The following is a 19,568-nucleotide window of genomic DNA, read 5'->3' as shown; positions in this document are numbered from 1 at the left end:
GACAGGTATTTTCAAATGAAAGTTATGGTTGAAACCTCCGCACGTCACGTTCACGTGTCCGAAGCGGATCTGAAGACGCTTTTTGGCGCAGACGCAAAGCTTACCGTTAAGAAAGAACTCTCTCAGCCCGGCCAGTACGCTTCCAACGAGAAGGTAGAGGTCATCGGCCCGAAGGGTTCCCTTGTTATGTCCATCCTTGGCCCGACGCGCCCGGAGACGCAGGTTGAAGTTGCACTGACCGACGCACGCAAGCTCGGCATTGCAGCACCGATCCGTGAGTCCGGCGACCTTGAGGGCACCCCGGGATGTACGCTGAAGGGCCCGGCAGGCGAAGTCGTCATTGAAAAGGGCGTCATCGCAGCAAAGCGCCACATCCACTTCAACGTGGAAGAGGCAGCGGCAGCCGGTGTGGAAGACAAGCAGATCGTCTCCGTTAAGGTCGGCAAGGAAGGCGAGCGCAGCGTGATTTTCGGTGACGTTGTTGTACGTGTCAGCCCGAAGTATGCGGCTGCTATGCACATCGACACCGATGAGTCCAACGCAGCGGCACTCGGCGGCACCGTTGAGGGCGAGATCGTTAAGTAATTTCGCTTAAAGCTACATGAGCATAAAGAAAGAGCGTGCAGTTGAAAGTTTGCACGCTCTTTTTGTTATGCTCTGCAATATTCTCTGTACTTCCTCAGCACATCTTTATCGTTTTCAAACGTAATGTGTGCCGCAGCTTCTTCTGCCGGTACCCAGCAGAGCTCGGTGACTTCCTCTACCTGCCGGTGCGCTTCGCCGCCGATGTATTCGGCTGCAAAATAGATGACATCTTTCATGACATCCGGCTTCGGGGAGTAGGTGACAACGGCGCGAAAGCCGGTATCAAGCGTGACTGTAAGGCCGGTCTCCTCGCGGATCTCGCGCAAGGCGGTCTCGCTTTCGGTCTCATTGCCCTCCATATGGCCTTTCGGAAACGCCCAATGACCGCCGTTTACATGGCGGATGAGCAGAATTTCACGTCCGTTTTCGGTTTGCCGCGCAATGACCGCGCCGCAGGAAATTTCTTTTTTCAAAAAATGACCTCCTTGCAATTTGCCGCGGAAAACCGCAGGCGATGAAATCGGAAAGGGCCGCCCTGCGGCAGCCCTCCCACATTATTTCACAGTGAATTTATAGATTGTTTTGGACTCGAACGGTTTCTCCGGCGTGACATAGCGGAACGGGAAGTTCTCGTGATGCACGGAATCCGGGTAGAACTGTGTCTCAAGGCACAGTGCCCCGTGGGGAACCATGTCGCTGCCGTCTTTGTTCTTCAGGCCGGAGGTGCGATTGAACGTATACAGTTGCACGCCGGGCATATCGGAATAGACGGTCATTTCGCGGCCGGTCTCCGGCTCGTAAGCTACTGCAATCTCGCGCATGCCCTCGCCGTCCACACAGAAGTTGTGGTCGAAACCGCCGCAGAGCTGGATGAGGTGGTCATCCGCGAACATATCCTGCCCAAGCGGCTTTGCAGCCGTGAAATCGAGCGGCGTGCCTTTTACGGGCAGCAACTCGCCGGTGGGAATGAGGTCGTCTGTGACCGCCGTTACCTCAGACGCGTGAATCGTCACAAGCGTGGAAAGCACGTTTTTGGAGCCGTCGGCTTTCAGGTTGAAGAACGAGTGGTTCGTCGGGTTGAATACTGTCTTACGGTCGGTCTTGCCGCGGTAGGTAATCTCCACGGCGTTGTCGGCTGTCAAAGTGTACTGCACTTCAACGGTCAGTGTGCCGGGGTAGTTTTCGTCGCCGTCCGGGCTGACATGTGTGAACGTGACAGACGGTTCGTCGCCGTCGTTTGTCTTTTTCACATCAAACAGTACTTGATGGTAGCCTTTTGTGCCGCCGTGCAGCGTGTTTGCGCCGTCGTTTTGATCGAGTGCATACGTTACGCCGTCAATGGTGAGCGTTGCGCCGCCGATGCGATTTGCGTAGCGGCCGACGAACGTGCCCTGAAAGTCGGAGCCGAGGTATTCCTCGAGCGTGGCGTGGCCAAGCACGACATCGCCGAGCTTACCGGACTTGTCCGGTGTTAAAAGCTGTAAAATGCGGCAACCGTAGTTTGTGAGCACAAGCGTCACGCCTGACGCGTTTTTCAGCGTATAAGCGTCAGCCGTTTTCCCGCAGGGGAACGTGCCGAACACGGATTTTGTAAGAGACATGGGGAAAATCAGTCCTCCTGCTTACCGAGCAGTGCAGCGCCGATGATGCCGGCGTCGTTGCCGAGCTGCGCCTTGCAGACCTTCGTCTTCTTCGTGGAGTTCATAGCATACTGCTCTCTATCGATGAATGCTCTGACCGGAGCGAGAAGCGTTTCACCCTCGTTGCAGATACCGCCGCCGATGCAGAGGATAGCCGGCTGGAAGATGTTGATCATATCGGTGAGGCCGACGGAGAGGTACTTGATGTACTCGTCAACAACAGCCTTGCCGACCGGGTCGCCTGCGCGCATAGCGTCAAATGCGGTTCTGCCGTTAACCTTGGACTCGTCGCCGTCAACAATTGTCCAGATCGGAGAGTCCTTCGGGGCATCTTTCATGTGCTCTTTTGTGGTTTTGATGAGACCCGTTGCAGAAGCATAGGTCTCCCAGCAGCCGTGTCTGCCGCAAGTGCAGGGACGACCGTCAACAACGATGACGGTGTGGCCGAGCTCGCCGCCGGCAAAGTTGCTGCCGGAGTAGACCTTGCCGTTGATGATAATGCCGCCGCCGACGCCTGTGCCAAGTGTGATAGCCAGCGCATTGTCTGCGCCTGCAAGTGCGCCTGCCTGATATTCGCCGTAAGCTGCTGCGTTAGCGTCGTTCTCCAGAATGACGAGCTTGCCGTTCGTGCGCTCTGCCATCATGTCGCGGAGCTTGAAGTTCTTGAAATAGAGGTTGTTAGCAAATTCGATGATGCCGGTAGCACGGTTAACGGTGCCCGGGCAGCCGATGCCGATCCACGGTACATCGTCGAGGGTCAGGCCGGCCTTTGCCAGTGCATCGTTGCATACAGCGAGAATCGCATCGCAGAATGCGTCTTCCGTGCACGGAACGGGCGTCGGATGGGAAGCCTTTGCGATGATCGCATTGTTTTCGTCTACGATACCGACGGCAATGTTTGTGCCGCCTACGTCAACACCAAGATAGTACATAATACGAACTCCTTATAGATGGAATATTCCGGCACGCCTTGCGCCCGGTCTTTTATCTATAGTATACAATATAAAGCGCATGTTTGTAAATGCAAAAAGTTGAAAAATTTGCGATTTTTGCGAAATCAGCCTTTTGTGGGCAATAGAATGAAAGTGAAAGCGCAGAATTCGGGCTTGCGTGTACGTTTTCCAATTCGCCTGTTGACATTTGATTTTACGGATATATATTTCATAACGATGTTATGAATGGAGCAAAGGAATGGCCAAGCAGACCGCGTTGTCCGTAATATGCCTTTTCAGGGTTTCCGAGTACCTGGCTTAGCCGGGGGGATGCCTTTTTACGCGGATGAACAGAAAAATATGAAATGCCGGAATAAAATGGCTTGATTTTATAGCCGGGATGTGCTATTATAATTAAGATAATTTAAGCCGGCGTGGCGAAATCGGCAGACGCAAGGGACTTAAAATCCCTCGATGGAAACATCGTACCGGTTCAAATCCGGTCGCCGGCACCAAAAGCCTGACACTTTTGTGTCGGGCTTTTTTGATGTATAAAACTCGCTGCGGAGGTTTTAATATGAACAAAGATCTGACCCGGGGGCCGGTGATGCGGTCTATGCCGTGGTTTGCGCTGCCGATGATCCTCGGCAATTTATTGCAGCAGTGCTACAACATTGCGGACACGCTCATTGTAGGACGCTTCCTCGGCAAAACGGCGCTGGCGGCGGTCGGCTCGTCGTTTTCGCTGATGACATTTTTAACATCGATCTTGCTTGGGCTGTGCATGGGCAGCGGTGCGCTGTTTTCCATCCGCTTCGGGCAGCGCGATGAAACTGCCTTAAAAGAAAGTGTACGGGCTTCGTTCGTGCTCATTTTAGGCGTGACGCTGCTTTTAAACGGTCTCGCATTTGCGTGTCTTGACCTCATTAAGAGCTTTTTGCAGGTGCCGGACGACGTTTGGGACGATATGCGTGCGTATATCGCAATCGTATTCGCGGGCATTTTCGCAACGTTTTTATATAATTACTTCGCGTCTTATCTGCGCGCGGTGGGTAATTCCGTCGTGCCGCTCGTGTTTTTGGCGGTCTCGGCGGTTTTGAATATCGCGCTCGACTTGTGGTTCGTCATCGGCCTCAACTTTGGCGTTGCGGGTGCGGCGGGGGCCACGGTCATCGCGCAGTATGTTTCCGGCATCGGCATCATGGTCTGCGCGCTCATCAAATGTCCGCAGTTGCGCGCGCTGTGCAGCCGCTCGCCCATCCACGCGAGCCGTATCCGGGAGATTGCCGGGTATTCCATTTTGACTTGCGTGCAGCAGTCCGTGATGAACCTCGGCATTTTGATGGTGCAGGGGCTTGTGAACAGCTTCGGCGCGGCGGTAATGGCGGCGTTTGCGGCGGCGGTGAAGATTGACGCATTCGCGTATATGCCTGTGCAGGACTTCGGCAACGCGTTCTCCACATTCATCGCGCAGAATTACGGTGCGGGCAAGCAGGAACGCATCCGCAAGGGATTGAAAGGCGCGGTTCTTGTATCCGTTGTGTTTTGCGTGATTGTGTCCGCCTTGGTGTTCGTGTTCGCAAAGCCGCTTATGCTATTGTTTGTGGAAGCGGGCGAAACGGAGATTATCGCCGAGGGCGTGCGCTACCTGCACATTGAGGGCGCGTTCTACTGCGGCATTGGCTGCTTATTCCTGCTCTACGGGCTGTACCGCGCGGTCGCAAAGCCCGGTATGAGCGTGGTGCTGACGGTCATCTCGCTCGGTACGCGCGTGGTGCTGGCATATCTTTTATCCGCTATCATCGGTGTTACAGGCATCTGGTGGTCGGTGCCGATCGGTTGGTTCCTCGCGGATGTTACAGGCGTGGTGTATTACTTCATTCATAAAGAAAAACTGCTGCATTTCGGCGAAAGCAATTTGAAGCGTACAGAAAGCTAAATATCAATTTTGGGCGCACCGCTTGTCCGTGCTTTACGGGTGGGCGGTGCGCTTTTTACAAAAATTCAAGCGTTATTTGTAAAATGGGCGGGAGATCCTTAAAACGATGGCTGACGCTTTTGCGATATCCTTGCGAAACACGTCAATTCATGCAAAAAACAAGTGAAATTTGTTGTTTCGCTTTGTATTTCTGGACAAAATACGATATATGTGATATACTTGATTTCAAATACAGTACTCAAAACCAATTTGGTTTTATTCAAACTTAAACGAAACGGCGGTGAACCTATGAAATCTCTGAAGCAAATTATCAATCGCTATATTCGTTCTGCGGCAATCGTGATGGCTTTAGTGATCCTTGTGGTAATCGCCTTTGCGGAAATTCTGATTGAACAGGGCCGCGTGGAAGACACCGCTGCCGGTACATTTGTGCGTCTGGAGCAGATTATCGAAGAAAATGAGAATGAACTGAAGCAGGTCAAGGAAAAATACGATAAGACCTGTTTGCATGATGCCGAAGCCATTGCCTTTCTGCTGCAAAAAGACCCGGAGGCAACAAACGATACCTTAAAGCTGAAAAAATATGCGAATCTGCTGGAGCTTGATGAAATTCATATTTTTGATGAGACCGGCACGATTGTTTCCGGCACAAATCCGGAGTATTACGGCTATTCGTTTTCATCCGGTGAGCAGATGGCGTTTTTTGCGCCGATGCTCACGGATAAATCCTTGCAGCTTGTGCAGGATGCCGGCCCGAACACCGCTGAGGGCAAAAACATGCAGTATTCCGCCGTGTGGAGCGCAGACGGCACATTCATCGTGCAGGTGGGCAAAGACCCGCAGCTTGTAACGGAGGCTATGGAGAAAAACGAGATTTCGTATATTTTTCATCAGCTCAATATCAGCCCGGCGATCGATTACTGTGCCGTAGACAGTGAAACGCTGTCGGTCATCGGCGCAACGAATGCGGATATGGTGGGGAAGACCGTGGCAAACCTCGGTATTTCTGCCGAGAGCATGCAAAATGAGGAGCACGGCTTTCACGCAAATATTGAGGGAAAATACTACTACTGCATTTTTAAGAAGATACAAACCCGTTACATGGGTTTCATCATTCCGATGGACGTATTGTACGAACGTATTCCGCTTGATCTTTTGAATCTGGCGCTATGTCTGGTTTTAATCTGCGGTACGTTGACGGTTTTCGTCGCGAACTGCGTGAATCGGTACGTTATTCATGACATTCACCGCATAAACGGCAAGCTCAATCGCATCACGCAAGGCAATTTGGAGGAAAAAGTCAACGTGCAGAGCAGCCGGGAGTTTTCTGCGCTCAGCCGATACATCAACGAGATGGTCGGCAGCCTTGTCAACAACGACCGCAAAATGTCATACGTTTTGAGCCGCACGGAAATGAACATCGGCGTGTACGAGTACCGTGACGGCGTGCAGCAGGTGTATTGCACGGAGCGTATCCCACAGATTTTTGGATGGACGGATGAGGAGACGGCGTACTACACCGGTGACCGCGTGCATCTGTATACATTCATCGAGGAGCTGCGCCGCAGCCGCGTGGTCGGCGAGCGCAACGTATACCGCATTCCGGGCGAGCCGGACCGCTACATAAAGCTGGAGGAAACGCACGAGGAGAGCAGTGTTTTCGGCGTGGTGAACGACGTGACGGAGGAGATGCAGCGCCGCATACAGATCGAATCTGAGCGTGACACCGATCCGTTGACCCGACTTTATAACCGCCGCGGCCTGAGCCGCCGTGTGGAGCGCATTTTGGAAGCGGGTACAGGCGATACTTACGCCGTGGTGATGATCGACCTTGACGACTTGAAAGAGGTCAACGACACCTACGGGCACGAGAGCGGCGACCAATATATCATTTCCGCAGCAGAAATCTTAAAAAAGATCGTGGGCGAAAGCGGCCTTACTGCACGTCACGGCGGCGATGAATTTGTCCTGTTCCTCGAAGAAAAAAGCGAAGAAGCGCTGCGGGAGAAGCTCACGCAGCTTGAGCAGGCGCAGGACAGCTCCGAAGCCGTGCTGCACGATGGACAGCATGTACCGCTGCGGTTCTCCATGGGCTGCTGCTTCATAGATGAAGTTGCCGCGCCGTATGACGAAATGCTCGAAAAAGCGGATATTGCCATGTACCAAAACAAACGTCAGCGCAAAGAAAAGCACGGCAAGCAGCCGAGAAGGAAAGAATAAAGCAAAAAATCACCGAGATAAACCGGACAAACGGTTTCCTCGGTGATTTTTTTGCGGAATTAACTGCTTATTCTGTCAATGCGCGGGTAAGCCAAGCATCGGCGATGTCCAAAGCAAGATAAAGGCCGTTTTTCTCGCTGGTCTTTACAATCTGTTTTCTGGAGCGAATCTCCGGGTCGGTGAGCATGAGCTGCACAATGCACTTATCGGCAACCTCCATGTCCTCCACGGTCTTCTTCGTTTTGATGTCGATCTTGATGACGTATTTATCGGTCATGTTTCCGTAGTAAATGGTATCGCCGCTACGCACAAGGGGCTTGCCGCGGTACATGGGAAACGGGCTCTTCTGCTTTTCGCTCATAGTATGCAAATCCTTTCATAAAGTCTCGTTGGGGAAAATGCCGGAACTTTCTAAGCACCGGTGCAAAGCATTCAATACACTTTTAATTAGTATAGCATAGATTAAGAAAAAAGACAACTTGTATTTGCACATTTGAAAATAAAAATTGCCGCCGACGGAAAAATCCGCCAAGCGGCAATTTCGGTTTCAGGCAATGCCGTGCATAAAGCGACGGCGCATCAGAAAACAGGCTTATTCGCCCAAATAGGTACGCACCATTGCTTTCAGCAGCTCATCGCGGTCGATCTTGCGGATGAGGCTGCGTGCGTTGTTGTGCGTGGTGATGTATGTGGGATCTTCCGAGAGAATATATCCCACGATCTGGCTGATGGGGTTATAGCCTTTTTCTTTGAGTGCATCGTAAACCTGTACGAGCACCTGCTGCATATCGAGCTTCTGCGGCGTCTCAATGCTGAATGTCTGGGTGCGGTCGCTGAAATCTTCTGCCATGTGGAACACCTCCTCGTTTTCCGATCGTGTAAAGGCTGCAAAAATACAGTCTACATTTCATTGTATGCCGGGCCCGGTGTTTTATTCGCGTATAAAAGCACAGTGGAATAAACACTGTATACAGCATACCGCAAAACAACAAAAAAAGCAAGCGGTACGAAAATTTTTAACAAATTATCTCAGCACAACGCCAATCTTCGCAAGGTTCTCGATGATGGTGTCAACATAGCTTTGCACCTCGTTCTTCGCGAGCGTTTTCTCGTTCGAGGAGAACGTAAAGCGCAGCGTGATGCTCTTGACGACGCCGTTGTAGGAATCGATAAGCGCAACGTTCTTGAGCAGCGGGGTGACGTTCTGCCATGCGTCGGAAAGCGTGCTGTACGTCTGGTCTGCGCCGATGACGAGAGAGAGGTCGATATCGATGCCCGGGAACTTGGACGGCTCCTCATAGTGAATAACGGATGCTGCCATGGAGGAGAGCGTATCCATGTTCAGTTCACCGGCAACGATGACGGCTTTCTTATCGATCTTCGACTGTACGGACGGATGTACGACCGTGATAAAGCCGACGTATGTGCCGTCGAGATAGATCTCTGCGGTGTTGCGCGGGTGCTGCCAGTTGTGCTTTGCTTCCGCGATGCGGAACTCAAAGTAACGGTGCTTCAGCTCTTTGCTGATGGAAGCCATGATGTCGCGCAGGCCGAGGTAGAGGTCCTTTTCGCTCTTAGTGCGGCTGTACAGCGCAATGCCGAGGTGCTTCTGCTCATCGCACAGACCGTCTTCGCCGAGGCCGTTGATGACGCGGGCAATCTCGAACACACCGAAATCGTTTGCGTATGCTTTGTTTTCGTTGACGTAGGTGATCATCGTCGGCACCATGGAGCGGCGCAGCACGGTGTGGTCCGGCGTCATGGCGTTGATGACGCGCACGTTGTCCTCAATCTCGATGTTGAGGTCCTTGTACTTCTTCGCGTCGCACCAGATGTAGGAGTGCACTTCGTGCATGCCGTAGCGCTGTACAAGCAGGTCTTTCGTCCAGCGGTCATCATTGTTGCCTGCGGTGCGCATGACCGGCGCCAAAGCTGCCTTTGTGGTCGTAATCTTGAAGTTATCGTAGCCGTAAACACGGGTGATCTCCTCGATGATGTCGGCCTTGATGGTGACATCCTTCGTTGCACGCCAGGACGGCACGTGCGCGGTGAAGACTTCGTTTTCAAGCGTCGGTGCGAAGCCGAGCGCGGAAAGGGTATTCAAAATCTGTTCGTCGGAAATATCGACGCCCGTATAACGGTCTACAAATTTCTTATCGAACGTGATGTCGATTTTGTCGTAGTGGCGGACATAGACGTCTGTCATGGAGGAGATGATCTCCACACCCGGGTCGATCTCGGTGAGCAGCTGCATGAAGTGCTCGATGGCGACGTCGGTCATTTCCGGGTCAAGGGTCTTCTCATAACGCATGGAAGCATCCGTGCGCAAACCGATGCGCGTGGAGGACTTGCGCACGCTTACAGCGTCAAAGTTTGCGGACTCGAGCAGCAGACTGTCCGTGTTATCTTCAATCTCGGAGTTGAGACCGCCCATGATGCCTGCGATGGCGACCGGTTCTTCCTTGGAGCAGATCATCAGCGTGTTTTCGTCGATGCGGCGCTTTGTGCCGTCCAGCGTTTCAAACTCGAACGGAGCGGAGAAGCGCTGCACCTGAATGGAATCGACCTTTGCGCAGTCGAACGCGTGCATCGGCTGGCCGAGCTCGAGCATGAGGTAGTTTGTGAGGTCGGCAAGCAGGTTGATGGCACGCATGCCGCAGTAAAAGAGACGAATGCGCATATCAACCGGGCTGACCTTCTTCGTGATGTTGCGCACCTTGAGACCCGTGTAGCGGTAGCAGAGCTCTTTATCGCGGATATCGATATCGATGCCCGGCAGAGAAGCGTAGGGGGTGAGATCCATGCGGCTGACCGGCTTTAATTCGCGATTGGTCAGCGCTGCAAATTCGCGCGCGATGCCGTAGTGACCCCAAAGGTCCGGGCGGTTCGTCAGAGATTTATTATCGACCTCGAACACAACGTCCTTTACGCCGTACGCGTCCGTAATCTGTGTGCCGAGCGGCAGGTCATCCGTGATCTCCCACAGGCCGCTGTGGTCGGCGCTGATGCCGAGTTCTTTTTCGGAGCAGCACATGCCGTGCGATTCATAGCCTGCAATTTTTGCGCAGGTGATCTCCATGCCGGAAACGGAGCCGCCTTCGCGGGCAAAGGCAACAAGCATGCCCTCGCGCACGTTTGGTGCGCCGCATACGCAGTCATAGACCTTGTCGCCTGCATCAACCTTCAAGAGGTGCAGTTTTTTGGAATCCGGGTGGTTTTCGATGGAAATGATGCGCGCAACAACAACATCTTTGATGTCGCGGCCCATATAATAGATGTCTTCGACCTCTGCAGTGGAAAGCGTGAATTGGTGAATCAGCTTTTCAAGGTCCAGACCGGAAAGATCAACGAAGTCGTTGATCCAGTTCATTGAAATCAGCATTATAACGACTCCTTTTCTTATTCGTGGTTGAACTGCGAGAGCACCTTCAGATTGCCGCTGTTGAGGTCGCGGATATCTTTGATGCCGTAGCGCATCATGGCAAGGCGGGTGAGGCCGAGACCAAACGCGAAGCCGGTGTATTCATCGGGGTCGATGCCGCCGGCGCGCAACACGTTCGGGTGAATCATACCGCACGGGCAAAGCTCAATCCAGCCGGAACCGTGGCAGGTGGAGCAGCCCTTGCCGCCGCAGATGTGGCAGCTGATGTCAAGCTCAAAGCCCGGCTCAACGAACGGGAAGAAGCCCGGGCGCAGGCGAACCTGTACGTCCTGCTTAAAGACCTTAGAAAGCATGGTCTTCATGAAGTAGATGAGGTTCGAAATGGAGATGTCTTTATCAATCATGATGCCTTCCATCTGGAAAAACGTGTTCTCGTGGGAAGCGTCTGTGCTTTCGTTGCGGAAGCAGCGGCCCGGGAAGATGGCACGCAGCGGTGCACCGTACTTTTTCATGATGGTGTTCTGCGCGGCCGAGGTGTGGGTCTTCAACAGCTGACCGTTATCGAGATAGTAGGTGTCCTGCATGTCGCGGGCGGGGTGATGCTTCGGAATGTTCAATGCCTCAAAGCAGTTGTAATCCGTTACGACCTCGCGGTAGTCTTCAATCGTAAAGCCCATGGAAGCGAAAATTTCTTCCAGCTCGCGCTGCACGAGCGTGATGGGGTGATAGGAGCCGCAGTCGGTATCCATCGGCAGCGTGACATCATATTGCTCTGCGCTGTTGACAAGGCGGTCTTCCTCCTCCTGCCGGATGCGCTCCACGTGTGCTGTGATGCGTTCGTCGACCTCGCGCTTGAGCGTGTTGATGGTCTGGCCGAATTCTTTTTTCTCCGCGCCGGAAAGGTCTTTAAGGCCCTTTAAAAGCTCGGTGACAGAGCCTTTTTTGCCGAGATACGAAACGCGCAGCTTTTCGATGGATTCGCTGTCGCGCACTTCGGAAAGGTCTGCGTCAAACTTCTGGCGCAGCTCGGAAATGCTTTCTTTGATTCCCATATCAATATATCCTTTCATAAATGATTTCCGTTTTGTACCGAACGGTGAGCATGAAAAAAGCCCGCCCCATGCACAAAACATGGGGCGAGCCGGAACGCTCGCGGTACCACCCAATTTCGGCGCATTGCGCCCTCTGAAAGCCTTTAACGCAGCTACCCGTTGCGGCCTACTTTAATTTCAGCCGCACCGCTCCAAAGAGAACTTCACCTATACTCAATGCAGGCGCGTTTTCAGCCGACGGCGCACCCTCTCTGCCCACGAAAAACAGGCTACTTTTCTTTTTCATCGCGTTTCACTGTTATTTTAGCATAGAAATTTTCGGTTTTCAAGCCTTTCGCGGGATTTTATGGACAGAGTTTTGCGGTTATCGCACGGTATTCGTAATATTCGATAAAAATTCACAAATTACGCAGTTGAACTTCCGTGTGGGTTATGGTACAATGACAATATTGAATTATGGAAACGGAAGGTAATTTACAGTATGATGACAGATGTGTTTGTGGAATACATGGTGAAAAAGAAGACCGGCAGCAAGGATGTTTTGATGTCGCTCGGCGTGTCAATCCTCGGCGCGATCTTGATTTTTGTCAGCATTTTCCTGACGCCGGTTTCGCCGATGATCCCGTTCCTCGTGATCTGCGGCGTGATCTACGGTGTGTACTACGTCATCTCCTCGCGCAGCCTGGAGTTTGAGTACAGCATCACGAACGGCGACATTGCGGTAGATAAGATCATCAACCGCAGAAACCGTAAACGTCTCACGTCTTTCGATGCCAAGGCGATTGAAGAGATGGGCAAGTACACGGAGAATGCGCAGAAGTTAAAAGGTAAGCGCGTGGACAAGACCATCTTCGCGGCGGAGACGGACGACGGCAAGGACGCGTGGTACATCATTGCAAAGAGCCGCAAGACCGGCTTGACGCTTCTTGTGTTCTCGCCGGACGAGCGCTGCATCGATGCCATCAAGCCGTTTATGGACAGAAGACTAAAGTTTGAAATCTTCGGCAGAAACTAAATTCAAAAATGTGAAGCGCCCCGTTATCGGAGATTTTCCGGTGACGGGGCGCTTTTCCGTGCGGCGCGAAAATGATTTCAATTTTCACCGCTTCCATAGTTGAAAACCGTACGGGAAAATGATACCATTAAAACATAAAATGCTACGGAAAAGGGGCAGGTATATGCGGGTATTGACAGCGGCAGAGATCAGGGGGCTGGAGTCATGCGCGGTGAAATCCGGCGTTTCCATGGAAACGCTTATGGAGAACGCGGGCGCCGCGGTGGCGGCAGCAGTGACGGAGAAAATGGACGTCACAGGCAAGAAAACGGTCATTTTGTGCGGCAAAGGCAACAACGGCGGCGACGGCTTTGTGACGGCGCGCTTATTGGCGGCCGAGGGCGCAAAGGTGACGGTCGTTTTGATGCAGGGCGCACCGGCTTCCGATCTTGCAAAGCAGGCGTATGACAAAATGGGCCGCGGCATTGAGATCATCATGTACCGCACGGCAGGCGGCGCGGTAGACGCGGCGGACGTCATCATCGATGCGGTGTTCGGCTTCAGCTTTCACGGCCGTCTGCCGAGCGTGATGGAGCCTTTGTTTGCGCGTGCAGCGGAAAATAAAAAAGCGTTTCACATTTCCGTGGATATTCCAAGCGGCGCGGTGTGTGATACCGGCGCGGTGGAGGGCGCGTGCTTTAAAGCAGACCTTACGGTGACGTTTACGGCGATGAAGCCTGCGGGCGTTGTGTACCCGGCAGCGGGCTTTGGCGGCATGACCGTTGTGCGTCAGGTGGGCATCAAGGAGGAGCACCTTGAGATGCTGCCGTGTGACACGGAATCCGTTTTGCTCGGCAACATTTGTCCGCTGTTCCCGAAGCGCGACCCGGAGGGGCACAAGGGCACATACGGGCGGCTTTTAATGATCTGCGGCAGCGTGGGCATGGCAGGTGCATGCATCATGGCTGCGCGTGCGGCGCTGCGCAGCGGTGTGGGACTTTTGAACATCGCTATTCCGCATGCGCTGTACCCAATCTTGGCTCCCGCCGTGCCGGAGGCAATCTTCACGCTGTATGACCCCACGGAAGTGCCGGGTGAAGCGGTGCTTGATGCTATCGACAAGGCGAGTGCGTGCCTTGTGGGCTGCGGGCTCGGCATGGCGCCGTATGCGACAAAGCTCGTGGATGCCGTACTCGAAAATGCGCACGGGACGGTCGTTCTGGATGCGGACGCGCTGAATATCCTTGCCAAAACGCCGGAAAAACTACTTGTGCCGCAAGCCCCGGTCATCATCACGCCGCACCCGGGGGAAATGTGCCGTCTAAACGGCCGCACCATGGCAGAGCTGCGTGCCGACCGCTTGCAGACCGCGCGTGCCTTTGCGCAGACGTACCGCGTTATCACCGTACTAAAGGGTGCGGGCACAATTATCGCAGCGCCGAGCGGTGAAACGCGTGTGAACACAACGGGCAACCCCGGCATGGCGAAGGGCGGCAGCGGCGATGTTTTGGCCGGCATCACAGGTGCGCTGTGCGCGCAGAATATGCAGCCGTTTGAAGCGGCATATTCCGCCGTGTGCATTCACGGTGCGGCGGGTGACCTTTGCGCCGAAGCGCTTTCGCAGCATGGTATGTTGCCGACAGACCTCATCGAAAAATTGCCGCAGGTCTTTTTGCAGATCGAGGGCAAATAAATCCTGCGCATTTTGCACGGAACACACAACTTTGTAATAGAATGGAACAGGCGTGTTTAAGCGCCGAAAAAACGGGCAAGAATATAAGTAGCGTCGCGGGCGTTGATGCAAATTCTGTTCGGAGTGTGAAAACCGTGAATGTACACAGAGGCGATATTTACTACGCAGATTTAAGCCCCGTGGTGGGCAGCGAGCAGGGCGGCGTGCGCCCCGTGCTTATTGTGCAGAACGATGTGGGCAACCGGTTCAGTCCCACGGTGATCGCGGCGGCCATCACAAGCCAGCGCGACAAAACAAACCTGCCCACGCACATTGCGCTCCATGCCGAGCGCACCGGCCTGCAAAAGGATTCCATTGTGCTTTTGGAGCAGGTCCGCACCATTGATAAGCACCGTTTAAAAGAAAAAATGGGCAAGCTCGATGACGACGCCATGCAGCGCGTCAACGAAGCCATCGGTATCAGCTTCGGCCTTTACGATACATATAAGTAAAGGCCGAAAAAACCGCGCCGTTTCGGAAAAGCTCCGAGCGGCGCGGTTTGCACTTTATTTGTGTTTTTGTGTGTACCGTTCAAGGTGCAAAAGCAAGACTTCGCGATCATTCGGAAGCTGGCCGCACAGCACAGCGTCTAAGAGTTTGTTTAGGGTTTCGCCGATTGCTTTGCCCTGAAATCCAAACGCTTGCAGGTCTTTGCCGGTGATTTTGAGTTGGCGCAGAGATAAGCAGAAATCCGCTTTTTGCAGCGCTTCGGCTTCGCTTTTGGCATCCGCAAGCGCTTTGCAGCGGTCGTCGATGCACCACGGCGCGTGCGCTAAGCTGTCTGCACGGCTTACGGCGAGCAAGCGGTAGAACTGCTCATAGCCGAGCTTTGCGAGCAGGCGGCGGAACTTTGCCGTGCGCTTCGGAAAAGCGGTATCGTGCAGCAAAACAAGCTCCGCGACGTTTTCGCGCGTTTTGTTGTCGCAGTGCAGCGCGCGCAGAGCTTCATCGGTGAACGCGGCGCTTTTCTCCGCGTGCCCGAAAAAGTGGTCATAACCGTCTTCACCCGTCGTGCGGACGGCTTTTTTGCCGACATCGTGAAATAAAATCGCAAGGCAGGCGATGGGGTCATCTGTGCCGATACTTTCGAGCGCGTGCAGCGTGTGCTCCCATACGTCGTACATGTGATATTTGCTGTTTTGCGGCACACCCTTGAGATTTTCGAGCTGCGGCACGGCGCAAAAAAACAACTCCGGCGCGGCACGCAGCGCCTCGGCGGCATGCGGTGCGCAGACGGTCTTTAAAAGTTCCGTGAAAATGCGCTCTTTTGCGACGCGCCCGATCGTTTCATGCAGGTCGTGCACGGCGCGCAGCGTTTCGGGCTCGACCGTAAATCCGAGTACAGCCGCGAAACGAATCGTGCGCATCAGGCGCAGCGCATCTTCCGAAAAGCGCTTGTGCGGGTCGCCCACGCAACGAATGATTTCATTTTTCAGGTCTTCCTGCCCGCCGAACGGGTCAATGATTCCGGTTGCGGGGCTGTAGGCCATGGCGTTGATCGTCAGGTCGCGCCGCGCAAGGTCATCCCGAATATCGGTCGTGAATGCAACGCTGTCCGGGTGACGGCCGTCTGTGTAATTTCCGTCCACGCGAAACGTTGTTACCTCGTACGGTTCGTGGTCGATGAGCAGTGTCACCGTGCCGTGTTTAAGGCCGGTCTCTAAAACGGGAATGTCGGAAAAAAGCGCGATGATTTTTTCCGGCTTTGCCGCGGTCGTGATGTCCCAATCGTGCGGCGTTTTGTGCAGTAAGCTGTCGCGCACGCACCCGCCGACGGCGTAGGCCTCAAAACCGTTTTCGTGTAGGCGGGAGAGGATGAACGCGCACGGCGCGGGGAGAGTAATCTTCAGCCCGCTCATTTTAAAAAGATCGCCGTATTGCGGGAAAGTGTACCGAAAAGCAGCGAAAACCGCAAGCGAAGCGGGATGTTCTTCGTGTTTTCAAAGCGTGTGGCAGCGACGAACTCCGCCAGCGTGTACGTGTCCACGCCTTCGCTGAGCGCCACGGTCACGCGGTTGTTGCTGACATCAAGGCCGGTCACAACACCGTATTGCAGCTTGGCCGATTCTGCGTCCGCGACGAGCATCAGCGCGATGACGGGTTTCTTTTTCTTGAGGCTTTTGTAGATTTCTTTGAAAAGATCGGTGTTCGTAAGGCCGGTTTCAAGCCGCAGCTTTTGGCTGCCGAGCGCCGTTTCCATGCTGCCCGTAAGGTCTGCGGGGAAGATGAGCGTGTCTTTGTCATCTACTTTTGTGGGGATAGCGGAAGACGAAATGGGCTGTCCCAAAGAAATACATACAGCCTGCGCGGCGTCGTAACCGATGGGGAGATTCTGATCTAAGCGAAGTTGTGCACTGTTTGCGGCAGCGCTGTAATACGTGCTTTTCTGCACGTCTTCAATATCGCGGTCGGTCCAAATGTCCCACACGGTGCCCTTTGCCCAGAAGCCGCCGCACACAAGCAGCAGGCACAGCACAAGCGCCGCAATCTGCCGCGTGATGCGCAATGCTGCGTCGGACGGTGTTTCGCCGCTGTACAATCTGCGCTCATGAGAAACGGATTTGTTTTTCTGTGCGGCGGGCACTTGGCGCTTTACCGGCTTTGCGGCAGGACGAGGAGCCGCCGGTTTTGCCTGCGGCGGCTGTGCGGTTTCGCGTTCTGCTTTGCGCGCGGCAAAGCGTTCGTCGAGCACGGCGGGTTTATCGAAAGTGAGCGTTTCAAAATGCTGCTCACCGGTTTCTTCTTCATCGGGATCTGCGGTGCGCAGCGTCTCATCGCTGAAGACCTGCTTTTTAAAGAGTTCATTTTGCTCGCCCGCGGGCGTTTTGCGCTCGTTGTTCGGTTCCATTTTTGTCTCCTTGTGCTCAAAAAATAGAAATTCAACTAAAAAATCGAAATATAATCGGGATTTCTTTATAAGAATAGCACGTTTGGCACTATTTTTCAATATATTAGGGTAGTTTCTGCTTGAAAAAAGCAGCGGATTCGGTTATAATCAAAAATAGACTTTCAGGGGATAACCGAAAGCCGCTTAAAAGATACGAAAAGGATGAAGCATCATGGCACTTTTTAAGGATTGGCAGGATTTTGCAGACAAGAAGTCCGCAGAGCCCGGCGCAGAACAGTACTGGACACAATATTTCCTTAGAGAAAAGGATTTTTACGAGAAGCTCCTCAAGGGCGAAGCTCCGAAGAGCGGCACCGTACAGGCACTTGCTGACCACTTCGGCGTGGATATCATCGAAATGACCGGCTACCTTGACGGCATCAACGAGAGTCTCAAGGCGGAAAACGACCTGGAGAATATGACCGCCGAGACTGAGGTTTCCCTTGATTACGAGCCGGAGAAGCTCTATTACAACATGGTCGGCGCAAAGGCCGAGTGGCTGTATAAGCTCCCGCAGTGGGATTCCATTCTCACCGAAGAGAAGCGCAAGGAGCTCTACAAGGCACAGAAGGCTTCCACCACGATCGTAAAGGGTCCGAAGGTCGGCCGCAACGATCCGTGCCCCTGCGGCAGCGGCAAAAAGTACAAGAAGTGCTGCGGCAGATAAGCTGAAAATTCAAGATGCGTCGGGCGTCCGGCGCATTTTTTCATTTTTCGGTAGCCTTTTAGAGTTTTCTATGCTATACTGAAAATACCGAAGCGAAATTTAGCTTTAGCAAAGGAGAACACAGAGCGCGATACGCGCGAAGAAGTGCTTCAAAAGCTTGCGGAACATTTTGAATTAAACTGAATTAAACATAGAATAGGCGGGGTGCGGCTGCGGCGGCACCTCGTTTTACAAAAGGAGTACATAAATGAGCTGCGAAAAATTGTATCTCACCGCGCCGGAGATGCTCGAATGCACCGCGCGTGTTGTGAGCTGTACGCCGAACAAAAACGACGGCTATGACCTTGAGACTGACCGTACACCGTTTTTTCCGGAGGGCGGCGGGCAGCTGAGCGACATCGGCACGGTTTACGACCCTATGCAGGGCTTTGTGCCGGTCACGCACTGCTTTGAAGCGAACGGCACGGTGCTGCACCGCACAGGAAAGCCGTTTGCGGTGGGCGAAATCGTCACGCTCAAAGTGGATGCCGCAAAGCGTTTGAAATACACCCAGCAGCATACGGGCGAACACCTGCTTTCGCATGCCTATGACGTGCTGTTCGGCGCGGAAAACGTCGGCTTTCACATGGCGGGAGACGTCGTGACCATCGACCTTGACCACGATTTATCGGATGAGGAGATCGAGGCCGGCGAAAAATACGCAAATGAACTCGTTTGGAAAAACGCGCCCGTGCGTATTTTTAATGTGGACGCTTCCGAGTTTCCGAATCTGCCGCTGCGCAAGAAAAATGAGAAGCTGCACGGCGAAGTACGCATCGTGGAGGTGGAAGACGGTGATCACACCGAAATGTGCACCTGCTGTGGCACGCACTTCATGAGCACCGCACCGGTCGGCATGATCAAGGTTTTAGAGCATGCGCGGTATAAATCCGGCTGCCGCATCACGTTCGCCTGCGGCGTGCTGGCGCTGGAGCACTTCACAAAAGAAAACGCCGAGCTGCGCCGCACTGCCGCTGCGCTTTCCGTAAAGCCGGACGGCGTGTTCGACGCGCTCGCCCGCAAGGAAGAACAGGTGCAGGGCCTGAACCAGAAGCTTCGCGAGAAAAACGCGCAGCTTGCAAAATTGTACAGCGAAAAGCTGCATGCCGAAGCACAGGAGAATTTCATTGCGGCATACCTGCCGGTCGATTTTGACGCATGCAAAACGATTGCCGAAACGCTTTGCGCGGACGATAATTTCTCTGCTGTGCTGTTCTGCAATGAAAGTGACCGTTTGCGCTATATTTGCGCGCGCGGCAAAAACGGCGCGCTTGACTGCCGCGCCGCCGCACAGAAAATCAACGCTTTGCTCGGCGCAAAAGGCGGTGGCAGCCCCGTGACATCGCAAGGCTCCTGCCCCAAAACAGCTGAGACAGAGCAAAAACTTCGCGAGATTTTATCCGAACCGCTACAAAACTTGAATTAAAACAGATAAAACGCAGACTTTTCATAAGCCTGCGTTTTTATGTACGCGGCAGGGGAATTCCCTTGCCGTTCTG

General features: G+C 53.6%; 17 protein-coding genes, 1 tRNA gene and 1 other annotated feature. Of the genes, 9 read left to right on the top strand and 9 right to left on the bottom strand.

All coding sequences use genetic code 11. From position 1 onward, the window contains the following. The first annotated feature begins 15 nt into the window (after positions 1-15). Positions 16-585, top strand: coding sequence for a phosphate propanoyltransferase (gene pduL / locus R2K26_RS06325; protein ID WP_316519266.1), 570 nt, complete (start codon positions 16-18; stop codon positions 583-585). Between the two features lie 65 nt (positions 586-650). Here pduL and R2K26_RS06320 read toward each other — a convergent pair whose 3' ends face one another. The 3 genes from R2K26_RS06320 to R2K26_RS06310 form a co-directional block, all read right to left on the bottom strand. Continuing rightward, on the bottom strand, positions 651-1,058 hold the full coding sequence (locus tag R2K26_RS06320) for an NUDIX domain-containing protein (protein WP_316519265.1): 408 nt from the start codon (positions 1,056-1,058) through the stop codon (positions 651-653). An 81-nt stretch (positions 1,059-1,139) separates the two neighbouring features. Then, the gene (locus R2K26_RS06315; RefSeq protein WP_316519264.1) at positions 1,140-2,186 is read right to left on the bottom strand and encodes an aldose epimerase family protein; all 1,047 of its coding nucleotides are present in this window, start codon (positions 2,184-2,186) and stop codon (positions 1,140-1,142) included. A gap of 8 nt (positions 2,187-2,194) precedes the next feature. Further along, positions 2,195-3,157, bottom strand: a complete 963-nt coding sequence (locus R2K26_RS06310) for an ROK family glucokinase (RefSeq protein ID WP_316519263.1) — start codon at positions 3,155-3,157, stop codon at positions 2,195-2,197. A gap of 428 nt (positions 3,158-3,585) precedes the next feature. On the opposite strand from R2K26_RS06310, the gene R2K26_RS06305 reads away from it, so the two are divergent. From R2K26_RS06305 to R2K26_RS06295, 3 genes are all read left to right on the top strand, one after another. Further along, positions 3,586-3,672 (top strand) — tRNA-Leu (locus R2K26_RS06305). A 62-nt stretch (positions 3,673-3,734) separates the two neighbouring features. Continuing rightward, entirely contained in the window at positions 3,735-5,096 is a 1,362-nt protein-coding gene (locus R2K26_RS06300; protein WP_316519262.1) for an MATE family efflux transporter, read from the top strand. Between the two features lie 288 nt (positions 5,097-5,384). Further along, the gene (locus tag R2K26_RS06295; protein ID WP_316519261.1) at positions 5,385-7,316 is read left to right on the top strand and encodes a sensor domain-containing diguanylate cyclase; all 1,932 of its coding nucleotides are present in this window, start codon (positions 5,385-5,387) and stop codon (positions 7,314-7,316) included. A 67-nt stretch (positions 7,317-7,383) separates the two neighbouring features. On the opposite strand, the gene R2K26_RS06290 is transcribed toward R2K26_RS06295, so the two are convergent. The 4 genes from R2K26_RS06290 to pheS form a co-directional block, all read right to left on the bottom strand. Then, entirely contained in the window at positions 7,384-7,677 is a 294-nt protein-coding gene (locus tag R2K26_RS06290; protein ID WP_308450032.1) for a hypothetical protein, read from the bottom strand. A gap of 231 nt (positions 7,678-7,908) precedes the next feature. After that, positions 7,909-8,166 (bottom strand): IreB family regulatory phosphoprotein, encoded by a 258-nt coding sequence (locus R2K26_RS06285; RefSeq protein ID WP_176820286.1) that lies wholly within the window; start codon positions 8,164-8,166, stop codon positions 7,909-7,911. Between the two features lie 174 nt (positions 8,167-8,340). Continuing rightward, positions 8,341-10,698: a phenylalanine--tRNA ligase subunit beta gene (gene pheT, locus R2K26_RS06280; protein ID WP_316519260.1), complete on the bottom strand. Its 2,358-nt coding sequence runs from the start codon at positions 10,696-10,698 to the stop codon at positions 8,341-8,343. A gap of 17 nt (positions 10,699-10,715) precedes the next feature. Further along, entirely contained in the window at positions 10,716-11,750 is a 1,035-nt protein-coding gene (gene pheS, locus R2K26_RS06275) for a phenylalanine--tRNA ligase subunit alpha (RefSeq protein ID WP_176820284.1), read from the bottom strand. A 77-nt stretch (positions 11,751-11,827) separates the two neighbouring features. Then, positions 11,828-12,045: a binding site (T-box leader), on the bottom strand. A gap of 186 nt (positions 12,046-12,231) precedes the next feature. On the opposite strand from pheS, the gene R2K26_RS06270 reads away from it, so the two are divergent. From R2K26_RS06270 to R2K26_RS06260, 3 genes are all read left to right on the top strand, one after another. Continuing rightward, on the top strand, positions 12,232-12,765 hold the full coding sequence (locus R2K26_RS06270) for a DUF6106 family protein (protein ID WP_316519259.1): 534 nt from the start codon (positions 12,232-12,234) through the stop codon (positions 12,763-12,765). Positions 12,766-12,928: 163 nt separating this feature from the next. Next, positions 12,929-14,437 carry an NAD(P)H-hydrate dehydratase gene (locus R2K26_RS06265; protein ID WP_316519258.1) on the top strand — a complete coding sequence of 503 codons (1,509 nt, stop codon included), beginning with the start codon at positions 12,929-12,931 and terminating at the stop codon, positions 14,435-14,437. A gap of 134 nt (positions 14,438-14,571) precedes the next feature. Continuing rightward, on the top strand, positions 14,572-14,928 hold the full coding sequence (locus R2K26_RS06260) for a type II toxin-antitoxin system PemK/MazF family toxin (protein ID WP_176820281.1): 357 nt from the start codon (positions 14,572-14,574) through the stop codon (positions 14,926-14,928). A 54-nt stretch (positions 14,929-14,982) separates the two neighbouring features. Here the strand turns inward: R2K26_RS06260 and R2K26_RS06255 are convergent, their stop codons facing one another. Beyond that, a complete protein-coding gene (locus R2K26_RS06255; RefSeq protein ID WP_316519257.1) occupies positions 14,983-16,335 on the bottom strand; it encodes an HD domain-containing protein in 1,353 nt (450 codons plus the stop codon). After that, entirely contained in the window at positions 16,332-17,324 is a 993-nt protein-coding gene (locus tag R2K26_RS06250; protein ID WP_316519256.1) for a hypothetical protein, read from the bottom strand. Before R2K26_RS06250 ends, R2K26_RS06255 begins: the two co-directional genes overlap by 4 nt. Positions 17,325-17,535: 211 nt before the next feature. Between R2K26_RS06250 and R2K26_RS06245 the strand changes: the two genes are divergently transcribed. Together R2K26_RS06245 and R2K26_RS06240 are read left to right on the top strand one after the other, a co-directional pair. Next, positions 17,536-18,030 (top strand): SEC-C metal-binding domain-containing protein, encoded by a 495-nt coding sequence (locus R2K26_RS06245; protein ID WP_176820278.1) that lies wholly within the window; start codon positions 17,536-17,538, stop codon positions 18,028-18,030. A gap of 247 nt (positions 18,031-18,277) precedes the next feature. Continuing rightward, on the top strand, positions 18,278-19,495 hold the full coding sequence (locus tag R2K26_RS06240; protein WP_316519255.1) for an alanyl-tRNA editing protein: 1,218 nt from the start codon (positions 18,278-18,280) through the stop codon (positions 19,493-19,495). Positions 19,496-19,568: the final 73 nt, after the last annotated feature.

Origin of the sequence: Neglectibacter sp. CSJ-5, from assembly GCF_032490475.1 — a bacterium.
Taxonomy (GTDB): Bacteria; Bacillota; Clostridia; order Oscillospirales; family Acutalibacteraceae; genus Hominenteromicrobium; species Hominenteromicrobium mulieris.
This window is presented reverse-complemented; position numbering and strand designations above follow the sequence as displayed.

Coding starts and splice junctions, on each gene's coding strand:
- pduL (WP_316519266.1), top strand. CDS start 16: ATGAAAGTTATGGTTGAAACCTCCGCACGTCACGTTCACGTGTCCGAA.
- R2K26_RS06315 (WP_316519264.1), bottom strand. CDS start 2,186: ATGTCTCTTACAAAATCCGTGTTCGGCACGTTCCCCTGCGGGAAAACG.
- R2K26_RS06310 (WP_316519263.1), bottom strand. CDS start 3,157: ATGTACTATCTTGGTGTTGACGTAGGCGGCACAAACATTGCCGTCGGT.
- R2K26_RS06300 (WP_316519262.1), top strand. CDS start 3,735: ATGAACAAAGATCTGACCCGGGGGCCGGTGATGCGGTCTATGCCGTGG.
- R2K26_RS06295 (WP_316519261.1), top strand. CDS start 5,385: ATGAAATCTCTGAAGCAAATTATCAATCGCTATATTCGTTCTGCGGCA.
- R2K26_RS06290 (WP_308450032.1), bottom strand. CDS start 7,677: ATGAGCGAAAAGCAGAAGAGCCCGTTTCCCATGTACCGCGGCAAGCCC.
- R2K26_RS06285 (WP_176820286.1), bottom strand. CDS start 8,166: ATGGCAGAAGATTTCAGCGACCGCACCCAGACATTCAGCATTGAGACG.
- pheT (WP_316519260.1), bottom strand. CDS start 10,698: ATGCTGATTTCAATGAACTGGATCAACGACTTCGTTGATCTTTCCGGT.
- pheS (WP_176820284.1), bottom strand. CDS start 11,750: ATGGGAATCAAAGAAAGCATTTCCGAGCTGCGCCAGAAGTTTGACGCA.
- R2K26_RS06270 (WP_316519259.1), top strand. CDS start 12,232: ATGATGACAGATGTGTTTGTGGAATACATGGTGAAAAAGAAGACCGGC.
- R2K26_RS06265 (WP_316519258.1), top strand. CDS start 12,929: ATGCGGGTATTGACAGCGGCAGAGATCAGGGGGCTGGAGTCATGCGCG.
- R2K26_RS06255 (WP_316519257.1), bottom strand. CDS start 16,335: ATGAGCGGGCTGAAGATTACTCTCCCCGCGCCGTGCGCGTTCATCCTC.
- R2K26_RS06250 (WP_316519256.1), bottom strand. CDS start 17,324: ATGGAACCGAACAACGAGCGCAAAACGCCCGCGGGCGAGCAAAATGAA.
- R2K26_RS06245 (WP_176820278.1), top strand. CDS start 17,536: ATGGCACTTTTTAAGGATTGGCAGGATTTTGCAGACAAGAAGTCCGCA.
- R2K26_RS06240 (WP_316519255.1), top strand. CDS start 18,278: ATGAGCTGCGAAAAATTGTATCTCACCGCGCCGGAGATGCTCGAATGC.